General features: G+C 69.7%; 23 protein-coding genes and 1 pseudogene. 4 read left to right on the forward strand and 20 right to left on the reverse strand.

The genetic code is table 11. The annotated features are described in order from the left end of the window. The 15 genes and pseudogenes from CCR79_RS02800 to CCR79_RS02870 form a co-directional block, all read right to left on the reverse strand. A partial coding sequence (locus CCR79_RS02800) for an Hpt domain-containing protein (protein ID WP_201168462.1) occupies positions 1-854 on the reverse strand: 854 nt, incomplete at its 3' end. Positions 855-893: 39 nt separating this feature from the next. Beyond that, entirely contained in the window at positions 894-1679 is a 786-nt protein-coding gene (locus CCR79_RS02805) for a protein phosphatase CheZ (RefSeq protein ID WP_201168690.1), read from the reverse strand. Between the two features lie 5 nt (positions 1680-1684). Beyond that, entirely contained in the window at positions 1685-2068 is a 384-nt protein-coding gene (gene cheY / locus CCR79_RS02810; RefSeq protein ID WP_201168465.1) for a chemotaxis response regulator CheY, read from the reverse strand. A gap of 54 nt (positions 2069-2122) precedes the next feature. Further along, positions 2123-2866: an RNA polymerase sigma factor FliA gene (locus CCR79_RS02815; RefSeq protein ID WP_201168468.1), complete on the reverse strand. Its 744-nt coding sequence runs from the start codon at positions 2864-2866 to the stop codon at positions 2123-2125. Continuing rightward, positions 2866-3699: a MinD/ParA family protein gene (locus CCR79_RS02820; RefSeq protein ID WP_274519788.1), complete on the reverse strand. Its 834-nt coding sequence runs from the start codon at positions 3697-3699 to the stop codon at positions 2866-2868. Before CCR79_RS02820 ends, CCR79_RS02815 begins: the two co-directional genes overlap by 1 nt. 38 nt (positions 3700-3737) lie before the next feature. After that, the gene (flhF, locus tag CCR79_RS13610; protein WP_242510803.1) at positions 3738-5492 is read right to left on the reverse strand and encodes a flagellar biosynthesis protein FlhF; all 1755 of its coding nucleotides are present in this window, start codon (positions 5490-5492) and stop codon (positions 3738-3740) included. A gap of 6 nt (positions 5493-5498) precedes the next feature. After that, on the reverse strand, positions 5499-7619 hold the full coding sequence (flhA, locus tag CCR79_RS02830; protein WP_201168471.1) for a flagellar biosynthesis protein FlhA: 2121 nt from the start codon (positions 7617-7619) through the stop codon (positions 5499-5501). Then, positions 7616-8791 (reverse strand): flagellar biosynthesis protein FlhB, encoded by a 1176-nt coding sequence (flhB, locus tag CCR79_RS02835; RefSeq protein WP_201168474.1) that lies wholly within the window; start codon positions 8789-8791, stop codon positions 7616-7618. Before flhB ends, flhA begins: the two co-directional genes overlap by 4 nt. 3 nt (positions 8792-8794) lie before the next feature. After that, the gene (gene fliR, locus CCR79_RS02840; RefSeq protein WP_201168477.1) at positions 8795-9586 is read right to left on the reverse strand and encodes a flagellar biosynthetic protein FliR; all 792 of its coding nucleotides are present in this window, start codon (positions 9584-9586) and stop codon (positions 8795-8797) included. Further along, positions 9587-9856, reverse strand: a complete 270-nt coding sequence (gene fliQ / locus CCR79_RS02845) for a flagellar biosynthesis protein FliQ (RefSeq protein ID WP_201168480.1) — start codon at positions 9854-9856, stop codon at positions 9587-9589. It lies immediately after the preceding gene. A 141-nt stretch (positions 9857-9997) separates the two neighbouring features. Beyond that, positions 9998-10738, reverse strand: coding sequence for a flagellar type III secretion system pore protein FliP (gene fliP / locus CCR79_RS02850; RefSeq protein ID WP_201168483.1), 741 nt, complete (start codon positions 10736-10738; stop codon positions 9998-10000). 3 nt (positions 10739-10741) lie between these two features. Further along, positions 10742-11203 (reverse strand): flagellar biosynthetic protein FliO, encoded by a 462-nt coding sequence (gene fliO / locus CCR79_RS02855; RefSeq protein ID WP_201168486.1) that lies wholly within the window; start codon positions 11201-11203, stop codon positions 10742-10744. Continuing rightward, complete coding sequence (gene fliN, locus CCR79_RS02860) at positions 11203-11742, reverse strand: flagellar motor switch protein FliN (protein WP_201168489.1); 540 nt, start codon at positions 11740-11742, stop codon at positions 11203-11205. Before fliN ends, fliO begins: the two co-directional genes overlap by 1 nt. Positions 11743-11921: 179 nt before the next feature. Continuing rightward, positions 11922-12884 (reverse strand): annotated as a pseudogene (fliM, locus tag CCR79_RS02865) (flagellar motor switch protein FliM); the annotation flags it as partial. Between the two features lie 12 nt (positions 12885-12896). Beyond that, positions 12897-13349, reverse strand: coding sequence for a flagellar basal body-associated FliL family protein (locus tag CCR79_RS02870; RefSeq protein WP_201168495.1), 453 nt, complete (start codon positions 13347-13349; stop codon positions 12897-12899). 264 nt (positions 13350-13613) lie between these two features. On the opposite strand from CCR79_RS02870, the gene CCR79_RS02875 reads away from it, so the two are divergent. The 4 genes from CCR79_RS02875 to CCR79_RS02890 all read left to right on the forward strand — a co-directional run bounded on the left by CCR79_RS02875 (position 13614) and on the right by CCR79_RS02890 (position 17411). Then, complete coding sequence (locus CCR79_RS02875; RefSeq protein ID WP_201168497.1) at positions 13614-14975, forward strand: zinc-regulated TonB-dependent outer membrane receptor; 1362 nt, start codon at positions 13614-13616, stop codon at positions 14973-14975. A 35-nt stretch (positions 14976-15010) separates the two neighbouring features. Continuing rightward, the gene (locus tag CCR79_RS02880; RefSeq protein ID WP_242510804.1) at positions 15011-15910 is read left to right on the forward strand and encodes a metal ABC transporter substrate-binding protein; all 900 of its coding nucleotides are present in this window, start codon (positions 15011-15013) and stop codon (positions 15908-15910) included. 113 nt (positions 15911-16023) lie between these two features. Then, the gene (locus CCR79_RS02885; RefSeq protein ID WP_304119319.1) at positions 16024-16623 is read left to right on the forward strand and encodes an ATP-binding cassette domain-containing protein; all 600 of its coding nucleotides are present in this window, start codon (positions 16024-16026) and stop codon (positions 16621-16623) included. Beyond that, a complete protein-coding gene (locus CCR79_RS02890; protein WP_201168504.1) occupies positions 16623-17411 on the forward strand; it encodes a metal ABC transporter permease in 789 nt (262 codons plus the stop codon). The genes CCR79_RS02885 and CCR79_RS02890 overlap by 1 nt, the downstream gene beginning before the upstream one ends. Here CCR79_RS02890 and CCR79_RS02895 read toward each other — a convergent pair. The 5 genes from CCR79_RS02895 to fliG all read right to left on the reverse strand — a co-directional run bounded on the left by CCR79_RS02895 (position 17402) and on the right by fliG (position 22672). Then, positions 17402-18820, reverse strand: coding sequence for a flagellar hook-length control protein FliK (locus CCR79_RS02895; RefSeq protein ID WP_201168507.1), 1419 nt, complete (start codon positions 18818-18820; stop codon positions 17402-17404). The two genes, CCR79_RS02890 and CCR79_RS02895, sit on opposite strands and share 10 nt — an antisense overlap. Positions 18821-18897: 77 nt before the next feature. Further along, a complete protein-coding gene (gene fliJ, locus CCR79_RS02900; RefSeq protein ID WP_201168510.1) occupies positions 18898-19362 on the reverse strand; it encodes a flagellar export protein FliJ in 465 nt (154 codons plus the stop codon). Further along, positions 19359-20708, reverse strand: a complete 1350-nt coding sequence (fliI, locus tag CCR79_RS02905; protein WP_201168512.1) for a flagellar protein export ATPase FliI — start codon at positions 20706-20708, stop codon at positions 19359-19361. The genes fliJ and fliI overlap by 4 nt, the downstream gene beginning before the upstream one ends. Then, a complete protein-coding gene (locus tag CCR79_RS02910) occupies positions 20705-21625 on the reverse strand; it encodes a flagellar assembly protein FliH (RefSeq protein WP_201168515.1) in 921 nt (306 codons plus the stop codon). Before CCR79_RS02910 ends, fliI begins: the two co-directional genes overlap by 4 nt. 57 nt (positions 21626-21682) lie before the next feature. Further along, positions 21683-22672, reverse strand: a complete 990-nt coding sequence (gene fliG, locus CCR79_RS02915; RefSeq protein WP_201168699.1) for a flagellar motor switch protein FliG — start codon at positions 22670-22672, stop codon at positions 21683-21685.

Raw genomic sequence — 22672 nt, forward strand, 5'->3', positions numbered from 1 at the left:
CCCGGCTCGCCCGCCTGCGGCTCGCCAGCCGCGGCCGCGCCGGGTGGGGGCGGCGCCGAAGCGCTTTGCGCATCGTCGCCCGCGCCTTCGACCGCCGGCGGCGACGCGTCCTTGCCGGGCGCTGCTCCGGGGCCGTAGAGGCTGTCGAGCAGCTGCTCGAACTCCTCCTCGGTGATCTCGTCGTCCCCGCCGCCCGAGGCCGGTTCGGCGGCCTCCGCGGCCGGATCCTCGGCCACCGGCTTGCCCTGGTGCTGACCTTTGCCGTGGAGCTCGTCGAGCAGCTGCTCGAACTCAGCGTCGGTGATCTCGTCGCCGCCTCCGGAGGTGGCGGCCTCGTCGCCGTCGTCCAGGGCGGTGAGCAGCTCATCGAACTCGGCGTCGCTGTCGTCGCCGGTCTGCTCTTGCTGGGAGGCCGGCTGCTGCTCCTGCGCTGCCCCTGCGGCGGCGGCCGGCGGCGCACCGGCATCCGCCTGCTTGAGCCGGTCGAGCTCCTGGAGCAGCTCCGCCGAGGCCGGTTCCGGGTCGCTGCCGTTCTCGATCTGCCCGAACTGCGCGACCACCACATCGAGCGCGCGCAGGACGGTGTCCATCAGCTCCGGCGAGACCTGCTTCTCGCCATTGCGCAGCAGGTTGAAGACGTCCTCGGTGCGGTGGCAGACCTCAACCAGCGGATCGAGCCCGAGGAACCCGGCGCCCCCCTTGATGGTGTGGAAGCCGCGGAAGACCGAATTGAGCAGATCCTGGTCCTCGCCGTGCTGCTCCAGATCCACCAGCTGCTCGCCCAGCCGGTCGAGGATCTCCCGAGACTCGACCAGGAAGTCCTGCACGATGTCGTCGTCGAGGTCGATGGCCATGCTCGGCCTCCGCTGTTGTTGGGCTTCTCGGTGCCCGGGCTAAAACCCCAGGCTCGACAGGAGATCGTCCACTTCGTCCTGCCCGCTGACCACGTCGTCGCCACCCTTGCCGGGCATGGTCGGCCCCTCGCCGCGGCGCATCCGCTCGCTGGCCACCTCGGCGTCCTCGGCCGGCCGGGTGGAGGGCTGCTGGCCTTCCTCCTCGAAGCGCTGCCCGGAGATGCGCACCAGCTGGACCAGGTTCGACTCGACCTCCTCGACCAGGGCGATGACCTTGCGGATGATCTGCCCGGTCAGGTCCTGGTAGTCCTGGGCCATCAACGCCTCGTTGAGCTGATCGCTGATCTGCCGACTGTCTGCCTGGACCCGGTTGAGGAAGCCATCCAGCTCGCGGGAGAGCTCGCGGAAGTCCTCGACATTGAGCTCGCGGCGCTGGAAGGCCTGCCAGCGCTCCGCCAGCCGTGCCCCCTCCTCGGCCAGCTCCTGCGCCAGCGGCGCACTGCCCTCGATCACCGTCAGGGTGCGGTGGGCGGCCTGCTCGGTCATCGTGATGACGTAGTTCAGGCGCTCGCGGGCATCGGGGATCTCCTGGGAGGTGATATCGGCCAGGCGCTCGTCGTAGTTGAACGCCTTGATCGCCTCGTGCAGATCCCGGGTCAGCGTCCCCAGCTCGCGGAAGAGCTCGGTCTCCCGCAGGTGGGTCAGGTCGTCGATGACCGTCTGGGCACCCTCGCTGTCCCCGGCGTCGACGTGCTCCAGTAACTGCTGCGCGGCGCGGCGGTACGCCTCGAGGTCGGCGCCGCTGCTGCCCTGCTCCCGGCGCATGCTGCTCATCCCCCGCCTGCCTGGACCCGCTCGAAGATCTTGTCGATCTTCTCGCGCAGCGTCGCCGCGGTGAAGGGCTTGACGATGTAGCCGTTCACCCCGGCCTGCGCCGCCTCCATGATCTGCTCGCGCTTGGCCTCGGCGGTGACCATCAGCGTGGGCAGGTCCTTGAGATTGGCGTCGGCACGGACGTGCTTGAGCAGTTCCAGACCGGTCATGCCCGGCATGTTCCAGTCGGTGATCAGAAAGTCGATCCCGCCCTTCTGCAGGATGGGCAGCGCCGTGTTGCCGTCGTCGGCCTCGACCACGTTGTTGTAGCCGAGTTCGCGCAACAGGTTCTTGATGATCCGCCTCATCGTGGAGAAATCGTCCACAACGAGGATCTTCATGTTCTTGTCCGCTGCCACATTGCCCCCCTATCTCGAGGCCTTGCCAAAGCCGTGCTACGCCGTTCGTTCCTGCTGCTCGCGCCGCCACTCCCCGAGACGGTTGCGCAGCTTGAGCATGATCCGGCCGTGGATCTGGCTGACCCGCGACTCCGAGACCCCGAGCACCTCGCCGATCTCACGCAGGTTGAGTTCCTCATCGTAGTAGAGCGCCATGACCAGGCGCTCGCGCTCGGGCAGCTCCCGGATCGCCTCGGCCAGCTCGCCCTGGAACGCCTCGTCCTGCAGCATGGCCAGGGGGCCGGGGTCGTGCCCGGCGGGCTCGTGGGGCTCGCCGGTGCCCGGATCCTCCTGGTCGATGCTGAAGACCTTCGCCGAGGACACATCCTGCAGGATATTGTGGTATTCCGCCACCGAGATCCCCAGGGCCTCGGCCACCTCGTGGTCGCGGGCATCCCGCCCGGTCCGGTGCTCGATGCTGCGGATGGCTTCGGCCACCTCGCGGCCCTTGCGGTGGACCGAACGCGGCGTCCAGTCGAGCCGGCGCATCTCGTCGAGCATGGCGCCGCGGATGCGGATGCCGGCGTAGGTCTGGAAGCTCGCCCCCTGGGAGGAGTCGTACTGGCGCGCCGCCTCGAGCAGGCCGATCATACCGGCCTGGATCAGGTCCTCGAGCTGCACGCTCGGCGGCAGGCGGCTGGCCAGATGGTGGGCGATCCGCTTGACCAGCGAGGCGTGGCGGGTGACCAGATCCTCGTCGCCCTGCTGTGCCACCGCGGTGTACATCGCGTGACCATTCATCAGGTCACCTCTCCCCCCATGCTGCTGTATTCGATCAGTCGCTCGACGAAGAACTCCAGGTTCCCGGTGGCCCCCGAGGGGGTCGGCCACGCGTCGATTCGCCGCGCCAGATCACCGAACGCCCGCGCCGAGGGGCTGTTCGGGTAGGTCTCGACCACCGGCTGCTGCTTCTGCACCGCCCGGCGTAGGCGATCATCCTCCGGGATGGCGCCGATGAAGTCCAGGTTCAGGTCGAGGAAGCGCTCGGTGGCCACGGCCAGCTTCTGGTGCAGCATCTGCCCCTCGCGGCGGCTGCGCACGCGGTTGGCGACCAGGTGGAAGCGCTCGACCCCGTAGCGGTTGAGGACCTTGATCAGGGCGTAGGCATCGGTGATCGACGAGGGCTCATTGCAGGCGACGATGACCAGTTCGCGGCAGGCGCGCACGAAGCTGACCACGCTCTCGGAGATGCCCGCCGCGGTGTCGACGAGCAGCACATCCACCTCGCGCTGGAGCTCGCTGAAGCAGCGGATCAGCCCGGCGTGCTCGGCGGCGGTGAGCTCGGCCATGCGCTGGGTGCCCGAAGAGGCGGGCACGATGGTAAAGCCGCCGGGGGCCTCGACGAGGACCTCATCGAGGCTCGCCTCGCCGGCGAGCACGTGGGAGAGGTTGAGCTTGGGCGACAGGCCCAGGGCCACGTCGACGTTGGCCAGCCCCAGATCGGCGTCGAAGAGCATCACCTCCTGGCCCATGCGACTGAGCGCAGTGGCCAGATTCACGGAGACGTTGGTCTTGCCGACCCCGCCTTTGCCGCCGGTGACGGCGACCACCTTGACCGGTCTGGTTTTCGCCATCCTGCGCAACCCCGCCGCCTGATCGAGGCCTGGCTCTGTCAGGAACATGCGCCTCCCCCACCGAGAGCCAATGCCAGGGCTTCCTCGTCGGCCTCCTGAACGTGCTCGTCCAGCAGCGCACACGCCCGGTGCACGAGTGTATCACCCCTGGCCGCCTGAAGGTCTTCCGGCACCCGCTGCCCCACGGCCAGATAGGCGATAGGCAGCTTGGTGCGCAGGGCGCAGGTCATCGCCCCGCCCAGGCTGGAGGCCTCGTCGACCTTGGTGAAGATGCAGCCCACCGGCTCGGCGCCGGCGAAGGCGCTGACCGATTCGGTCAGCGTCGCCATCTGGGTGGCCGCTGAGAGCACCAGGTAGGTCTTCACCAGCCCCTCGGCGCTGCCCAGGGTCTTGAACTGCTCGGCCAGACGCACGTCGCGCTGGCTCATGCCCACGGTGTCGATGAGCACCAGGCCGCGGTCCATCAGATCGTCGACGATGGTCCGCAGCTCATGGCGGTTGGTGGCGGTGTAGACGGGCACATCGAGGATGCGGGCGTAGGTCAGCAGCTGGTCCTGGGCGCCGACCCGGTAGTTGTCGGTGCTCACCAGTGCCACCTGCTCGCGGCCGTGGCGCAGGGCGTAGCGCGCCGCCAGCTTGGCCACCGTGGTGGTCTTGCCGACGCCGGTGGGGCCGACCAGGGCGTAGACCCCGCCGCGGTCGACGATCTCGTCGCCGGCGATGGGCAGGTGCCGGGCGATCAGGGCCAGCGCCTTGCGGAAGGCGGTGTCGGGGTTCTCGTCGCCGCCAATGTGATCGGCCAGCTTGCGGCTGACTTCGGTGCCCATGCCGAGATCCGTGAGCCGTTTGATCACCGTGGCTCGGGCCGGGTGGCGGTGACCCATGCGGTTCCACTCGAGCAGCGAGAGCTGGTTCTCGAAGAGGCTGCGCAGGGTGCGGATCTCCTCGCGCATCTCCTGGAAGGCCGGCTCCTCCTCGACGCGACGGCGGCTCGCACCGGAGCCACCCCCGGTAGACGGGCCCTCCTGGTTGCCGGCGCTGGCCGCCTCGGCGGCGGCCCCCATGGCGGCGGCGTGCTCGACCCCGCCGAGCCCCTGGCCCCGGTCGCCACCGGGCTCGCCGCCGCTGGCCGCCCCGCCCCGACCACGCGCCGGCCGGGAGGCCGGCTCGCGTCGCGGCTGCTCGGCGCGCTTGCGCTCCACCTCCTGGTGCTCGCGGCTGAGGGCGTCGAAGAGTTCGGCGTCCTCGTCGGCGCCGCCGACGCGCAGATCGATACGCGGCTCGCGGCGCTCGCCGCCGCCGGCGCCGCTGCGCTCCTGGCCGGAACTGCGATGGGCGGCCGCGTTGGCACGGGCCCGCTCCGCCGCGCCGGTGTCGATGCGCGGCCGCCCGCGGGACGGGCCGCCCCCCTCACGCTGCGGCAGGGCGTCGTCGGCCACCGCACCACCGGCGCGCAGACTGCGCAGGCGGGCCAGTGCCGCCTCGCGAGCACGGCCGGCCTCATCCTCGGCCGGCTCCGCCTGCCCGGACGGCTCGTCCTCGGCGGCGGGCAGGTCCGGCTCACCGGGGCGCGGGCCCGGCGAGCCGTCCAGGGGCGGGATCTCGGCGGCCCGCGGATCCTGCGCGCGGGCCGCCGCCTGAACGGCGCGCTCGTCGTAGTCCACCGCCGAGATCACCTCGACGCCGCCGTCGACATTGCGCGACGAGATCACCACGGCATCCGGGCCGTGCTGCTCCTTGACCTTGCGCAGCGCCTCGCGGGTATTGGCGGCGAAGATTCGCTTGATTCGCATGGTGCGTTACCCCTGCTTGCCCGATTCCTCCTGCCCCTGACCGACGTTGGCGATGATGCGCACCTGCCGGTCATCCGGGACCTCGTTGTAGGACAGGACGTAAAGCCCCGACGCCACGTTGCGGGACAGCCGCCGCAGCCAGTGGCGCAGCGGCGGTGACGTCAGCAATACGGCGGGCTGACCGGCGGCTTCTTGACGCTCCGCCGCCTGGGCGATCGAGCGCTGCATGCGCTCGGCCAGCCCGGGCTCGATGCCGCCGCCCCCGTCCCCGGCACCCTGCACGGAATTAAGCAAGAGTTGTTCCAGCTGCGGCTCCAGGGTGATCACCGGCACCTCGCGCTGCATGCCGACGATCTCCTGGACGATCATGCGGCTGAGCGCTTCGCGCACGTGCTGAGTCAGCTGCCCCGGGTCCTTGGTCTTCTGCCCGTGCTCGGCCAGCGCCTCGACGATGGAGCGCATGTCCCGGATGGGCACGCCCTCCTCGAGCAGATTCTGCAGCACCTTGACCATCGTGGACAGGCTCAGGGTGTTGGGCACCAGCTCCTCGACCAGCTTGGGCTGGCTCTGGCCGAGCATGTCGAGCAGCTTCTGCGCCTCCTCGTGGCCGAAGAGCTGATGGGCGTTGCGCTGCACCTCCTGGGAGAGATGGGTGGCGATCACCGTGCTGGCGTCCACCACCGTGTAGCCCAGGGTCTGCGCGTAATCGTGCTGCGACGGCTCGATCCACACCGCGTCGAGACCGAAGGCCGGATCCTTGGTCGGCGTCCCGGAGAGCTCGCCGTGGACCGTCCCGGGGTTGATGGCCAGCTCGCGGCCGGGCTGCACGTCGCCCTCGGCCACGGGTACGCCGTGGATGCTGACCCGGTAGACGTTGGGTCCCAGATCGAGGTTGTCGCGGATGTGCACCGGCTGGACCAGGAAACCCAGGTCCTGGGAGAGCTTCTTGCGCACCCCCTTGATCCGGGTCAGCAGCTGCCCGCCCTGATTGCGGTCGACCAGCGGGATCAGGCCGTAACCCACTTCCAGGCCCACCGGGTCCACCGGGGGCACGTCGTCCCAGGTGAGCTCTTTCTGCTCGGGGTCCTCCCGCTCGGCATCGGCCTGCTCGGATGCCGCCGGCTGCTGAGCCGCGGCGGCCGCCTCGGCCTCGCGCCTGCCGGCGTACCACGCCCCCAGCGCGCACAGCCCGGCGAAGAAGAGAAACGGCACCGGCGGCAGCCCCGGCGCCAGACCAAGCAGGCCGATGATCCCGGCGACGACCCAGAGCACCCGCGGGTTGCTGAACAGCTGCTCCATGATGTCGTCGGTCATCCGCCGCGTATCCGAGCGGCGGGTGACCAGGATGGCCGTCGCGCTGGAGAGCACCAGCGAGGGGATCTGCGCCACCAGGCCGTCGCCGATGGTCAGCAGGGTGTAGTTGCGGGCGGCCTCGTCGGCCGGCATGCCGTGCTGGGTCATGCCGATGATCAGCCCGCCGACGATATTGATCAGCAGGATCAGGATGCCGGCGATCGCGTCACCGCGGACGAACTTGGCGGCACCGTCCATGGAGCCGTAGAAGTCGGCCTCCTGCGCCACCTCCTGGCGCCGGTTGCGCGCCTCCTCCTGGCTGATGATCCCGGCGTTGAGGTCGGCGTCGATGGCCATCTGCTTGCCGGGCAGCGCATCCAGGGTGAAGCGCGCCGAGACCTCGGAGATGCGCCCGGCGCCCTTGGTGACCACGACGAAGTTGATGATCACCAGGATGGCGAAGACCACGAAGCCGACCACGTAGTTGGCGCCAACGACGAACTCGCCGAACGACTGGATGACGTTGCCCGCCGCGTCGGTGCCGGTATGACCGTCGAGGAGGATGATCCGCGTCGAGGCGATGTTCAGCGCCAGGCGCAGCAGCGTGGCCACCAGCAGGATCGTCGGGAAAACCGCGAACTCCAGCGGCCGCATGATGTAGACGGTGACCAGGAGGATCGACAGCGACAGGACGATGTTGAAGGTGAACAGCATGTCCAGCGCCAGCGGCGGCAGGGGCACGATCATCATCGCCAACAGGGCAATGACCAGCAGCGGCGTACCCAGCCCCCGGGAGCCGAGGCTGCGGATCTGATCGGCGATGGCCGAATTCATCGGCGGCTATCCCCTCCTGGCTCATCGGATGGTGCACCGCCGCCGGCGTCGTAGCCCGACGGAACCTCCGGCTCGGGCCGCTGCGGCGGCGTCCAGCCGCGGCGCTGCGCGGCCTGGAACTGGTAGACGTAGGCCAGCACCTGGGCGACGGCGAAGTAGAGCGCGCCCGGGATCTCCTGGTCCAGATCGGCGGAATGATACAAGGCCCGTGCCAGCGGCGGGGCCTGGAAGATCAGGATGTCGTTCTCCTCGGCGATCTGGCGGATGCGCGCAGCAAGCAGGTCGGCGCCCTTGGCCACCACCGTGGGCGCACGCATGGACGACTGATCGTATTTGAGCGCCACGGCGTAGTGGGCCGGGTTGGTGATGACCACATCGGCATCGGGGACCTGCTCCATCATGCGCCGGTTGGTCATCTCCCGCTGCTGCTCGCGAACCCGCTGCTTGACCTCCGGCTTGCCCTCGGTCTGCTTGAACTCCTCTTTAACCTCCTGGCGGGTCATGCGGATCTTCTGGGTGTGGTCGTAGATCTGGTAGGGGATGTCGATGGCCACCACCACCAGCATCGACAGTGCCAGCAGGAAGAAGAAGATGTAGAACAGCCGCATGCCCTCGGCCATGGAGGGCTCGAGGGGGGCCCGGCTCATGGTGTAGAAGTTGTCCCAGAAGAGGACAAACAGCCCGACGGCGGTGCCGCCGATGACCAGCACCTTGCCCAGGGCCTTGCCCAGCTCCACCGCCGCCTTGGTCCCGAACATGCGCTGAAACCCCTTGATGGGGCTGAGCTTCTCGGGCTTGGGCTGCATCGGGTGAAAGGAGAAACTCCACCCGCCCAGGGCGGTGGGGGCGATCAGCGCGGCGAGCAGCATCACGGCGATGAACGGCAGCACCGTGAGCAACCCCCGCCCGAGCGCCTCGTGCAGCCGCTCGATGAGGATCCCCGGATCGTAGATGTGGCTACGATCAATGGTGAATGACCACTCGAGCAGCGACGTCAGCTGACCGCCCATGAAGGGACCGAGCGCCAGCAGCGCGCCGGCGGCCACCAGCAGCACCAGCATGGTGGTCAGCTCCCGCGAGCGCGGGATCTGCCCCTTCTTGCGCGATTCCTCGCGCCGTTTCGGGGTCGGATCCTCGGTTTTTTCCTGCCCGTCTTCGCTCTCCTGGGCCACGGCCTACCCCCCGATCCCCGGTGTACCGAGCAACGATCCGATGGTGTTGTACGCCTCGCTCCACATCATGGCCATGCGCGCCGGCAGCGCCGGCAGGACCAGGATGGGCATCAGGACGCCGCCGACCAGGATGGTCAGCGGCAGACCGACGGAGAAGACGTTCATCTGCGGCGCGGCGCGGGTCATCACGCCCAGCGAGAGGTTGATGACCAGCAGGACGGTGACCAGCGGCAGCGCGATGAGTACGGCACCCGCGTACATCTGCGTCCCCCAGGCCGCGACACCCCAGAACACGTCCCGATCCAGGGCGATCTCGCCGATAGGCACCGCCGCGAAGCTGTCTGCCAGCAGCTGGATCAGCATCAGGTGCCCGCCGACGGCGAGGAAGAGCAGCGTGACGATGGTCAGCAGCAGCTGGGAGATCACCGGCACCGACATGCCCGTCTGCGGGTCCACCATGGTGGCAAAACCCAGCCCCATGGCCAGGGCAATGCTCTCACCGGCGATCACCGCCGTGTTCAGCGCCAGGGCCAGGATCATGCCGATGGTCAGCCCCACCAGCACCTCCTGGACGGCGATCAGCAGACCGTCCGCCGAGAGCGGATCCACCGGGGGCACCTCGCCCACCGCCGGAAGCACGGCGATGGTCAGGGCCACGCCGATGAACACCCGCACCTGCAGCGGGATCATGTCGTTGCCGAACACCGGCGCCACCAGGGCCGCCGCCCCGATGCGCATCAGCGGGTACATGAAGGTACCCACCCACGCGGCCGCTTCGGCGCTGCTGATCTCCATTCAGCGCAGGATCTCCGGGATGCTGCGGATGAGCCCCTCGGTGAAGTCGGTCAGGACCTGGGTCATCCACGGCGTGAGCAGGAACAGCACCACCGCCAAGCCGGCGAGCTTGGGCACGAAGGAGAGGGTCTGCTCGTTGATCTGCGTGGCCGCCTGGAACATGCCGACGATCAGGCCGATGATCAGCGCCGCCAACAGGATCGGCCCGGCCAGGAGCGTGGCCACGGTGAGCGCGTCCGTGCCCAGCTGAATCGCCCGCTCGGGTGTCATAGACAACCTCCATTAAAGGCTTGCCGCTAGCGGCCGGCACCGGCCGACCGGCTCCGGCCGGGCCGGCAGCTTTTTGCCGTTCGGCGCCCCGCCATTGCCGCCGGCGGCAAGGTCTTGCCGCCCGGCGGGGCACCCGGGCGGTCACAGGAAGAAACTGGACGCCAGGGTGCCCATCACCAGTGACCAGCCATCGACCAGGACGAAGAGCATGATCTTGAACGGCAGCGAGATGATCATCGGCGAGAGCATCAGCATGCCCATGGACATCAGCGTGCTGGCCACCACCAGGTCGATGACCAGGAACGGCAGATAGAGCACGAAGCCGATGATGAAGGCGGTCTTCAGCTCGCTGGTCATGAATGCCGGGATCAGCACCGACATGGGCACGTCGTCCGGGCTGTCCACCTCGCCGTAGTCGGCGATGCGCAGGAACAGGGCGATGTCGTCCTCGCGGGTCTGGCGGATCATGAACTCGCGCATCGGCTCGCTGGCCTGCTCCAGCGCCTGCTCGGCGTTCATCTCCTCGGCCATGTACGGCTGCAGCGCGGTCTCGTTGATCTCGTCGAAGACCGGCATCATCACGAACAGGGTCAGGAACAGGGCCAGCCCGATGAGCACCTGGTTCGACGGCGTCGAGGCGGTGCCGAGCGCCTGGCGCAGGATGGCAAGGACGACGATGATCCGCGTAAAGGCGGTCATCATCAGCACCATCGCCGGCAGCAGCGTCAGCAGGGTCATGAGGACGAGGACCTGGACGCTGAGGCTCCAGGTCTGCCCGTCCTCGGTCTCCTCGATGGTCAGCGCCTCCAGCCCGGTCTGGCCGTAGGCCAGCACCGGGCAAAGAAACAACGCCACGAGAAGCAGAATACGGAGTGTGGGCATGGACTACTGCTGATTGGATTGCTGCATCAAGCGACGCAGCCGCGCCGCGAACGGGCCGCCCTGCCCGCCGTCGGCCTCGCCGCCGACGCCGGTCACTGGGGTTTCCAGTATATGCAAGGTCTGTACCCGCCCGGGCGCTACACCGAGCAGCAGCTGGGTCTCCCCCACCTGAACCAGCACCACGCGCTCGCGCTGGCCCACCGGCAGCGAGCCGAGCACACGCATGGCCCCGGTGCCGCCCACGGCCCCGCCGCCGAAGCGCCGGAGCAGCCAGGAGAGCCCGACAATCACCGCCAGCACCACCAACAGGGCGACAATCACCCGGACGATGGCCTCGGCCTCGACCCCGGGGACGGTCTCGGCCACCGCCGGCGCCGAGAACGCCAGCAGATTGACGCCCAGCGCCGCCCCCGCCAGGCGCGAGCGCCGGAGGAACGTCACCCACGAGCGCGATCGAGGGGCCATCAGCGCAGCTTCTTCACCCGCTCGGCCGGGCTGATGACGTCGGTCAGGCGGATGCCGAAGCGCTCGTTGACGACCACCACCTCGCCGTGGGCGATCAGCGTGCCGTTGACCATCACGTCCAGGGGCTCGCCGGCCAGGCGGTCGAGCTCCACCACCGAGCCCTGGTTGAGCTGGAGCAGGTGGCGGATGCTGATCTGCGTCCGGCCAATCTCCATGGACAGCGTCACCGGGATGTCGAGGATGACATCGATGTTCTGGTCATCCTCGCCGGCGGCGCGCGTGGCGGCCGGATCGAACTCGTCCAGATCCACCGATCGGCCGCCGCCGCCTTTTTCGGCAGCGCCGGACTGGCCGCTCTCCCGACCGCCCGAACCGGCCGTCTCGGTGGCCTCGGCGCCCTCCTCCATGGCGGCCGCCCACTCCTCGGCCAGGGCCTCGTCGTCGATGTGCTCTCCCTCCTGCTCGCCCTGCCCCTTCTGCTCGGCCAGGGCGTCGGCCCAGTCGTCATCGGCCGACGGCCGGTCGTTCTCGTCACTCATGACTCATCCACCCTCTGGCTGCTCTGGGGGCGCTCCGGCGCCTCGTGGGACTCCTCGGCGCCGCTGCGCTGCTCGGCGGTGAGCCGGTTGATGCGCTGCTGAACCGGCTCCTCGTCCCGTTCGCGCTCCTCGCGGCGGACCTGGTCGCGCTCCGGCAGCAGTGTCTCGCGCTCCGGCGCCTGCACCTTCTCGTCAATGCGCAGCGCCGCATGGCCCTCGCACACCCCATAGGTACCGTAGAAGACCGGCACCTCCTCGACCTCGACCACCACCCGCTCGGGCATCTCGATGGGGATCACATCCCCGGCCTTGAGGTGCATCAGATCGCGCAGGGTGATCTCCGAGCGCGCCAGGGTACTGTGCATGGTCACCGGAGCGGTCTTCATCTCTTCGCGCAGCGCCTTGGCCCAGCGGTCATCGACGTCGTTGCGATCGGACTGCACGCCGGCGTCGAGGATCTCGCGGATCGGCTCGACCATGGTGTACGGCAGGGTCACGTGGATGTCGCCACCGCCGCCGTCGAGCTCGACGTGGAACTTGCTCACGACGACCACCTCGGTGGGGCTGACGATGTTGGCGAACTGCGGGTTGACCTCCATGTTCACGTACTCGAAGTCCACGCCGAGCACCGGGTTCCACGCCTCGCGCAGGTCGTCGAAGGCCTGATCGAGCATCAGCCGGATAACCCGCTGCTCGGTGGGCGTGAACTCGCGCCCCTCCACCTTGAGGTAGAAGTGCCCGCCGCCGCCGAAGAAGTTGTCCACCACCAGGAAGACCAGCTTGGGGTCGATCACGAACAGACCGGAGCCGCGCAGCGGCGGCACGCGGATGATGTTCAGGCTGGTGGGGACGAACAGGGTGTGGACGTACTCGCCGAACTTCATCATCTCCACGCCGGTGACCGAGACCTCCGGCGTGCGGCGGAGCATGTTGAACAGGCCGATGCGAAAGAGCCGCCCGAAGCGCTCGTTGATCATCTCCAGGGTCGGCATCCGGCCCCGGACGATGCGCTCCTCGGCGGTAAAGGTGTACGGCCGGAGTTCGCCGGTATCCTCTTCGTCCTCGGTGTCGACGTCGCCGTCGTCGATCCCGTGGAGGAGCGCGTCGATCTCGTCCTGGCTGAGGATATCCTGCTGCGACATGACGACCGCCCGCTACTGCATTACGAAACTGGTGAAGTAGACCGCTTCGACCTCGCCCTCGATCCCGCGCTCATCGAGGATGTCGTTGATCTCCTCGAGCGAGGCGTGCCGCAGATCCTCGCGCCCGGCCCGGGTGTTGAGCGCCTCGAAGCTCTGATCAGCGAAGAGCATCAGCAGGTTGTTGCGGATCACCGGCATGTGCCGCTCCACGCCCTCGAGCGCCTGGTCGGTGCGCGCCATGACCTCGACCTCGGCCTGCAGGTAGCTGATCCGCTGACCCCGCTCGAAATTGACGGTCAAAGGCGGCTCCAGCTTGAGGTACTGCGGATCCCCCAGGTCGGGCTCTGCGTCCGCATGCATGCCCGGCGGCGTGATGTAGCCGAACGCCAGGGCCCCCACGGTGCCCATGGTCACGACCATCATCAACGCCATGATCCCCATGAATATGTAGACAATCTTCGGCACTGGTATGCCTCCCCGTGCCCTATCAATGCACTGACTGTGCCGTGACGCCGGCGCTGCTGCTGCCGACTCCCCATGCTACCGCATCACCCGCCGGCGACGCCTGTTGACGCCTTGTTGCATTTGCAACTAGATTGCACTGGACGCCGGAGGCGGCCGCTGTGGACTCTCTTGTGCTATCGGCCACCAGCGCCGGGAACTTGACCACAGCAGCGCGACAGCGGCCACAACCGCCCGGCGCGTCACTCAATCCAGGGGAGCCCGAACATGTCACGATACCACGCCCAATGGCGCCGATCGGCCCTGCTGGCCACCGGTTTGGGCGGCGCAGCCCTGCTGCTCGGCAGTGCCCACGCCCAGTCGCCCACCGACGAACCCACCGTCGAGCAGGGACCGGAACCCACCGTCAGCGCCGACCCCGGCCCGATGCAGCGGGCCACCGCCTCCAGCGAGCAGATCGGCGCCGGCACACTGATGAACCCGTCCATCTCCGTGATCTTGGACGGCGTGTACGGCAACGAGTTCTCCGGCCACGTCGATGACCCCGGCGGCTTCGGCATGGGCCACAGCCACGGTCACGGCCACGACCACGCCCACGGGATCGAGGACGGCTTCCAGCTGCGCGAGACGGAGATCGCCTTCGAGGCCTCGGTGGACCCGTATTTCGACGCCTTCGCGATGCTGGTCATCGAGGGCACCGACCACATCGACCTGGAGGAGGCGTACTTCACCACCCGCAGCCTGCCCTGGGGCCTGCAGGTGAAGGCCGGCCGGTTCCTCTCCGACACCGGCTACATCAACAGCCAGCACCCCCACGAGTGGGACTTCGTGGACCGCCCGCTGGTCAGCGAGCACCTCTTCGGCGACCACGGCATCCAGGAGACCGGCGTGCAGCTCAACTGGCTGGCGCCCACCCGCACCTACCTGAAGTTCGGTGTCGAGACTCTGCAAGGTGAGAGCAGCGGAATCGCCCCGTACGAGGGGCACGACCACGGCTTCGACGATGTCTCCGGCCCGCGCCTCGGGACCGCCTTCGCCAAGTGGGGACCGAACCTCGGTTACAATCACAACGCGCAGTTTGGGGCATCCGCAGGCTACGCCCGTGCCTTCCAGAAGGGCGATATCGACGACGAGGAGGACGCCTGGGACGGCGACAGCTGGTTCGCCGGCCTCGACGCGATCTATCGCTACGACGCCGGTGGTTATAAGGGCCAGGGCGACTGGACCGTACAGGGCGAGTACTTCTACCGGAACATCGAAGCCGACTTTTATGACGACGGAGATTTCGAATACGCCGGCACCAGCAAGCAGGACGGCCTCTATCTCCAGGCGGTCTACGGCATCGCCCCGCGCTGGCGGACCGGCCTGCGCGCCGAAGCCCTGGGCATCACCAACGACGCCTTCGGGCACGATGAGATCGAGGCCCTAGACACCAGCTACCGCTACGCGGCCAACGTGACCTTCTACCCGTCGCACTTCTCGTACATCCGGGCTCAGGTCAACTACTCCGACTTCGCCGGTGGCGCTGGGCATGGGCATGGGCACGGACACGACCACGGGGAAGACGCCTGGCAGGCGATGCTCCAGTACAACCTGAGCCTCGGCGCCCACGGCGCCCATCCGTTCTGAGCGCGCCGCGCCGCCATCGAAAAGGGAGTCGAATGATGTTCAAGCGCATCCTTGCCACCGCGGTCCTCGCCACCGCCCTCGCCGCCGGCCCCGCCGCGGCGGAGCGGCTGCAGGTGGCCGCGACCACCACCAACATGGCCATGATCACCCAGCAGGTCGGCGGCGATCATGTGGAGGTCACCAACATGGCCCCGCCGGACCGGGACGCCCACTACCTGGAGGCGCGTCCGTCGATGATGGCCGCCCTGCGCGGGGCCGACCTGGTGGTCTCGGTGGGCGCCGAGTTGGAGGAGGGCTGGCTGCCCGCCGCCATCCGCGGCGCCAACAACCCGGACGTGCAGATCGGTCAGGACGGCTACTTCGAGGCCGCCGCCCAGGTGGAGCTGATCGGCCAGACCGGTCACGCCGACCGCGCCCGGGGTGATGTCCACCCGGCAGGCAACCCCCACGTCTACCTGGACCCCGTCCGCATGGCCGAGGTAGGCCAGGCCCTGGCCTCGCGGCTGGGCGACCTGGCCCCGGAACACGCCGAGCACTTCTACAGCAACGCCGATGACTTCCAGGCCGCCGTCGAAGAGCGGTTGCCCGGCTGGGAGGAGCGCGTCGCCGACGCCCCCGGGGTGCTGGTCTTCCACGCGGACATCGACTATCTGGTGCACCGCCTGGACGTGCCCCTGCACGGCTACCTGGAGCCGCTGCCCGGCGTACCGCCCACCGCCCGCCACCTGCGGCGGCTGGTCAATGAGCTGGCGGACGAGCGGGGCGTAACGCTTTTCGCCGACTTCCAGCCGGCGGACGGGGCCCGGTTCATCGAGCGGGAGCTGGGCTGGTCCTACTACAGTCTGCCCACCCAGGTCCCGGTGGACGGCGATGCCGACGACTACTTCGCGGTCATCGACGAGCTGGTTGAGGCCATCGCCTCGCCGGCCTCCTGAGCCGACCCGGCGGTACCGGCTGGCCAGCCGGTACCGCGCCCCTTACCATGACGCGACCCGGACGGGGCACGGTCCCGCCCGGGTCGTTCTTCCCCACGACAAGGATCCATCTCGTGGCGCAACCGCTTCTCGAGATCGAACAGCTGCGGGCTGGCTACGGCGAGCCGGTGGTCGGCCCGGTTTCTCTGCAGGTCCACCCCGGCGAGGTGATCGGCCTGGCCGGCCCCAACGGCTGCGGCAAGAGCACGGTGCTCAGTGTCCTCACCGGCCAGGCGCAGCGCTTCGGCGGCCAGGCCAAAACGGCTGCCGGCGCCGGCATCGCGTGCCAGTCCCAGGCCCCGTACCAGGGCGGCGAGCTACCGCTGCGCGGCGACGAGCTCCTGACGCTGATGGGCGCCGACCCCGCCACCCTGCCCGAGCCGCTGCAGCCGCTACTGCGCCGGCGCATCGACCGCCTCAGCGGCGGGCAGCGCCAGAGCCTACTGGTCTGGTCCGTCCTCGGCCACCCCGGGGCCCTGGTGCTCCTCGATGAACCCACCAACAACCTGGACGCCCGCGGCCGGCAGCTGCTCATCGAGGGGCTGAATCGCCTGGACGCCGGGCGCGGGGCGCTGGTGATCAGCCACGACGCCGACTTCATCCGCCAGGTCTGCCACCGGGTGGTCACCCTGGAGCCGGGCGGGCATCTGCAGCGAACGGAGACGGCCGCGTAATGGAACTGCTCTTCGACCCCCTGTTCCGTCTGCCGTTCTTCGCCGGGCTGACCGCCGCCGTGGCGGTGGCGGTGGTCGGGCTCTACCTGCGCCTGCGCGGCGAGTGGCTGGCCGCCCTGGGCTTCGCCCACCTGGCCGGCGCCGGCGGCGTGGCGGGCCTGCTGCTCGGCGCCCCGCCGCTGGTCGCGGCCCTGGCGGCGAGCGCCGTGGCGGTGGCGATCAAGGGCGCCCTGCACCGAACCGGCAACGACGTCTACGCCTGGCTGATCCTCTTCGGTTGGGCGGCGATGATGCTCGGCGCCTCGATGACCTACCACGCCAAGCTCCTCGGCGAGAACCTGATGGAGGGGCAGCTCTACTTCGTCGGTGCCGAGGAGTTGTGGGCGACGCTGATCGTCGCCGGTGCCGCCGCCGTGCTCCTGCCGATCATCTCGCGCCGGCTGCTGCGCCACGAGCTCTTCCCCGGCCACGACGCCGCCAACGGCAAGCCGCTGTGGCCGGTGACGCTCGGTTTCGATCTGATCGCCGCGGCGGTAGTGGCGATCACGGCGCTGGTGATGGGGGTGATGGCCGCCTTCGCCCTGGTCTTCATCCCGGCCTGGCTGGCCTTCGCCCTGGCGGGCGGATGGCGGCGCGCCGTGGCCTGGGCGGCGGGGCTGGCCGCTGCGATCTACACCGCGGCGTTCGTCACCGCCATGGCGCTGGATCTGCCCTTTGCCACGGTCCTGGTGGGCATCGCGGCGGCCGTGGCGCCGCTGCGCCTGCTTGCCGGGCGGCTTCAGGCGTAGTGGTCGATCAGCCCGCGGCCGCTACTGCCGGCTGCGGCGGCCTCCCCGGCGTCCTCGCCTTCTGACTCGGCGGCCTGCAGGGACTCACCGCCGTCGGGATCGGTCTCGTCGTCACCGCCGTCGCCCTGGGAGATATTCACGTCCACCTCCCCCTGACCCTGGTCGGCCAGGAACTGCTTGAGCCGCTCCAGGTCCTGCTCCAGGGCCTCGCGGGTGGCCGCGTTGTGCGTGGTGATGTTCACCGTGGTGCGCTCGTCACCGACGTTGACCTGGATGTCCAGCGGGCCGAGGCCGGGCGGATTGAGCTGCAGCCGGGCCTGCTGGACATTCTCGTTGACCATCCACACCACCCGCTCGCCCACAGCGGGGGTGAAACCCTGTTGACCCACCGGCTGCTGCACGGTGAACTGCAGGCCGCCGCCGCGCTGACTGCCCTCCAGCCCCTGGGCGGCAGCCAGCAGTCCGCTGAACTCGCCACGAGCGGCGCCCTCGTCCCGACCGCGCTGGCCCGACTGCAATGCCTGCAGCAGCGCCTCGGCGGCGGCGCCCCGCTCACCGCTGCCGGTCTGCCCGCCCTGGCCACCGGGGCTCTGGCCGCCGGCGGGGTCCAGCCCGCCGGAGACGGCGTTAAGCAAACCGCCGGCGCGCAGCTCCCGGGCGATCTGGTCGCCGAGGGCGCCCTGGCGCGCGCCCTCGGCGTCATCGCTCCCCCCGACTCCGGAGAGCATCGCGGTGGTGGCGGCCGCAATGGCGGCCAGGCCACCCTCCCCGGCCTGCTCTTCGACCTGCTCTTCGGCGGGTTCCGCGGCCAGACCGGCACCGTCGAGATGGGCCAGGCGCTCCTGGAGCGCGGCCACCAGCTCCTTGCCCGAGAGCCCCTCGTCCTCCAGCTCGGCCAGCGCCTGCAGGACCTCGGCACGCTCGGCAGCCAGCTGACGCTGGCCCTCCAGCCACGCCTCAAGGCGCTCGAGCTTGTCCGTCTCGCCCTCCAGCAGCGCCTGGAGCTTGCTGGAACGCTCCTGTGGGTCGGCGTTGCCCAGCTCTTCGAGCAGCGCCGGGTCGAGCTCCGCCAAGGCCTGCTCGGCGTCCCCTTCGCCCATCCCCGCCAGGGCGTCCATGACGGCCTGCAGTTTCTCGGAGAGCTCATCCAGGTCCGGCGCCACCTCCTCCAGCTCGGCCGGCAGTGCCTCGCCGTCCAGCGGCAAGGCCTCGCCGTCAAGCTTGCCGCCGAGGGCATCGAGCAGCCCCTTGAGGTCAGCCTCATCAAGGCCCGCCTCCTTGAGCGCGGGACTCGCCAGCAGCGCCTCAAGGAACCCGCCGGCCTCGCCCCCGCCGTTCAGGGCTGCGCCCTCCGGGCGCTTGCGCACCGAGGCGTCGAGGTCGAGCGTGGCGGGGTCGATGGGTGGCATGCGGCTTCCTCCAGCGATGGCGACGAACGCGTCCCCGGATCAGGTGCAAGATCCGAACCAGCACGGCGCCCCCGGGGCTACCCCCCCTGGCCGGGCAGATCCCCGCGCTGGATGGCCTGGTAGAGCATGCGCGCCACCTCGTCGGACTCCTGGCGCTCGCGCCGCTCAGCCGCCGCCTGCTCGGCCTCGGCGCGGCGCTCGACGACCTTCTCGATGGTGCGGTGCTCGCCCCAGCGGCGCAGCCACTCCTTGTGCAGCTGGGTGACGCGGCGCTGCTGCTGGGCGATCTGCTGGCGCTGCTGGACGATGGCCTCGTCGAGCCGCGTCAGGAAGGCGTTGAAATCGCGCAGGCGGGCCGCTTCGATGGCGTTGTCCTGGGTCAGCTGGCGGCGGTACTCCTGGCGCATCTCGAGGATCTCCTCCAGGCGCGCCTCGCCCTGGCGCAGCTCCCCCTCGGCCCGGGCCAGCTGGCTGGCGGCCTGCTCCTTGCGCTGGTCGGTCAGCCGCTCCACCGGGCGCAGTCGCTCGGCCCCCTTGCTCATCCGCTCACCTCACCGGTCAGTCGTCCCAGGGATGCCAGGGACTCGTCGAAATCCACCGCCTCGCTCACATCCTGCTGCAGGAAGGCGCGCAGCCGGGGCTGGTACTGAATGGCCTGGTCGACCAGCGGGTCCGAGCCGCGCTGGTAGGCGCCCACGCTGATCAGATCCTCGTTCTGGCGGTAGGCGGTATAAAGCTCCCGGAAGCGCTGCGCCGCCTTCTGGTGGGCGCCGTTGGTGATGGCCATCATGGCGCGGCTGATCGAGGCCTCGACGTCCACCGCCGGGTAGACGCCGGAGTCGGCCAGACTGCGCGAGAGCACCAGGTGGCCGTCGAGGATGGCCCGCGCCGAGTCGGCGATGGGCTCCTGCTGGTCGTCGCCCTCGACCAGCACGGTGTAGAAGGCGGTGATCGAGCCGCCCCCGTCGGCGCCGTTGCCGGCGCGCTCGACCAGCCGCGGCAGCAACCCGAAGACCGACGGCGGATAGCCCTTGGTGGTGGGCGGCTCGCCGATGGCCAGACCGATCTCCCGCTGCGCCTGGGCGTAGCGGGTCAGCGAGTCCATCAGCAGCAGGACGTTGTAGCCCTGGTCGCGGAAGTACTCGGCGATGCTGGTCGCGCGCATGGCGCCGTGGAGCCGGAAAAGCGGCGACGTGTCGGCCGGTGCGGCGACCACCACCGCCCGCGCCAGGCCGTGGCGGCCCAGGATCTCGGTGATGAACTCGCGCACCTCGCGCCCCCGCTCGCCGATCAGCCCCACCACCACGACATCGGCGGTGGTGTAGCGGGTCATCATGCCCAGCAGCACGCTCTTGCCCACCCCGGAGCCGGCGAACAGGCCCATGCGCTGGCCTCGGCCAACGGTGAACAGGGCATTGATCGAGCGCACCCCGACGTCCAGCGGCGCGGCGATGGGGGCGCGCTCGAGGGGGTTGATCGGCTCGGCCATGAGCGGTGTGCGCTCCCGGGCCTTAAGCGGACCGCCGCCGTCGATGGGCTGCCCGCCGCCGTCGATGACCCGGCCGAGCAGCTCCTCGCCCACCCGGGCCTGGGCGCCGCTGCCCCGGGGCACGACCCGGGCATTGGGCATGACGCCGCGCAGATCGCCGGTGGGCATAAGGTAGAGGCGGTCTCCGGCGAAACCCACCACCTCGGCCTCGACGCCGCCCTGGCCGTCCTCGATGGTGCAGCGCGCCCCGAGCGGCGCCCGACACCCCTCGGCCTCCAGGGTCAGGCCGACCATGCGCCGCAGCACGCCCTCCACCGGGGGGCGCACGGGCTCGATGTGCTCGACCCGGCGGCGCACGCGGGCGGTCCAGTCCTGGGCCAGACCAGCAACGGTGCTCACCGACCGCCCCCGTCATCGCCGGCCGGGGCCTCGGCACCCTCGCCACCGGCCTCACCCGCCGTATCGTCCTCCTCGGCGCCGGGGGCACGACCGCGATAGCTGCGCTGCACGGCCTCGCCCCCCTCGCCGGCGTGGGCGTCGCCGAGCAGCTGCTCGGCGACGGCGTCCAGGCGCCGCTCCACGGTGGCGTCCACCCGAGAGGTCTCGGTGGTGACGATGCACCCGCCAGGGGTGAGGTGGGCGTCGGCCACCACCGACCAGCCCTTGTCGCCGACCTCGGTGCCCAGCTGCTCGGTGATGAAGCCGTGCTCCTCCGGGTGGACCTGTATGGTCAGGCCGCGCTCCTGCGCCGGTAGCTCGCGCAGCGCCTGGCGCACTGCCGCCAGGGCGTGCTCCGGGTCGGTACGCAGCTCCTCCAGGGCCAGCCGCCGGGCCACGGAGAAGACCAGGTGCAGCAGCTCATCCTCGGCGTCCCGATCGAGCTGCTCCAGCGGCCGGCCCAGGGTATCGAGCAGGGCCCGCAGCCGGCGCACCAGCACCGCCCCGGCCCGCCGGCCGTCGCTCTGCCCGGCCTGCAGGCCCTCGGGGTAGCCGGCGTGGAAGCCTTCGTGACGACCGGCCTCGTAGCCCTCCTGGTGGCCCTGGCGGCGAGCCGTGGCCCGGATCTCCTCGATCTCCTCGACCGTCGGCAGCGAGCGCCGTGCCTCGTCCTCCAGGCGCAGGCGCTCGGCCACTGCCTGGCGGCGGCGCTCGCGACGGCGGCGGCGCTTCTCGCGCTCGATGCGCCGGGCCTGCTCCTGCTCGGCCTGGCGCTGACGGTCGATCTCGGGCTGGTCGAAGTCGGGCGTCTCCCACGCCTCGGCCGTCTCGGCGAACTCTCCAGGGATGATCCGCAGGCGTCGATCGCCACTGTCCATCCGCGCCCTCCCGGCTGCGACACGCCCCCGGGCTCAGCGGCACCGGGGGGGTGGGGTTCAGACGTACTGGTCGGAGCTACTGACCAGGTTGATGGTGCCCTCGTCGGCCATGCGCTTGGCAACGGCGAGGACCTCCTTCTGTGCGGCCTCGACGTCGGACAGACGCGCCGGCCCCATGGCCTCCAGGTCCTCCTGGAGCATCTCGCCGGCACGGCGCGAGAGGTTGTTCATGAACTTGGCCTGCAGGTCCTCGCTGGCGCCCTTCAGGGCCAGGGTCAGCGAGCCGGTGTCGATCTCGCGCAGGACCTGTTGCATGGAGCGGTCGTCCATCTGCTTGAGGTCCTCGAAGACGAACATCAGCTCCTGGATGCGGTCGGCGAGCTCCTCGTCGAGCTCCTTGACGTTGTCCAGAATGGCGGTCTCGGTCTGCCCGTCCATGTTGTTGAGGATGTTCGCCGCCGACTGCAGGCCGCCGATGGTCGAGGACTTCAGGCGCTGCTGACCGGAGAACTGCTTCTCCATGATCTCGTCGAGCTCCTGCAGTGCGCGGGGCTGGATGCCCTCAAGGGTGGCCACGCGCATGACGATGTCGTGGCGAACGCGCTCGGGCATCTCGGCGAGCACCAACCCCGCCTGATCCGCCTCCAGGTAGGAGAGCACGATGGCGATGATCTGCGGGTGCTCGAGGCGGATCATCTCGGCGATGGTCCGCGGATCCAGCCACTTGAGCTGATCCAGCCCGCGGGTGGTGCCGCCCATGACGATGCGGTCGATGATCGAGCCGGCCTTCTCCTCGCCCAGGGCCTTGACCAGGGTGCTGCGGATGAAGTCCGTGGAGCCGATCCCCAGCGAGGTCTGCTCGGCGGCGGTCTGGATGAACTCGTCGAGGACCTCGTCGACCTGCTCGCGGCTGACGTTGCCGATCTGCGTCATGCCCAGGCCGAGCTTCTGTACCTCGCGCGGGCCGAGGTAGCGCATGATCTCGGCGGCAGCGTCCTCGCCGAGGGTGAGCATGAGGACCGCGGCGCGGTCGGTACCCTTCATCAT

Origin of the sequence: Halorhodospira halophila (assembly GCF_016653405.1) — a bacterium.
Taxonomy (GTDB): Bacteria; Pseudomonadota; Gammaproteobacteria; order Nitrococcales; family Halorhodospiraceae; genus Halorhodospira; species Halorhodospira halophila_A.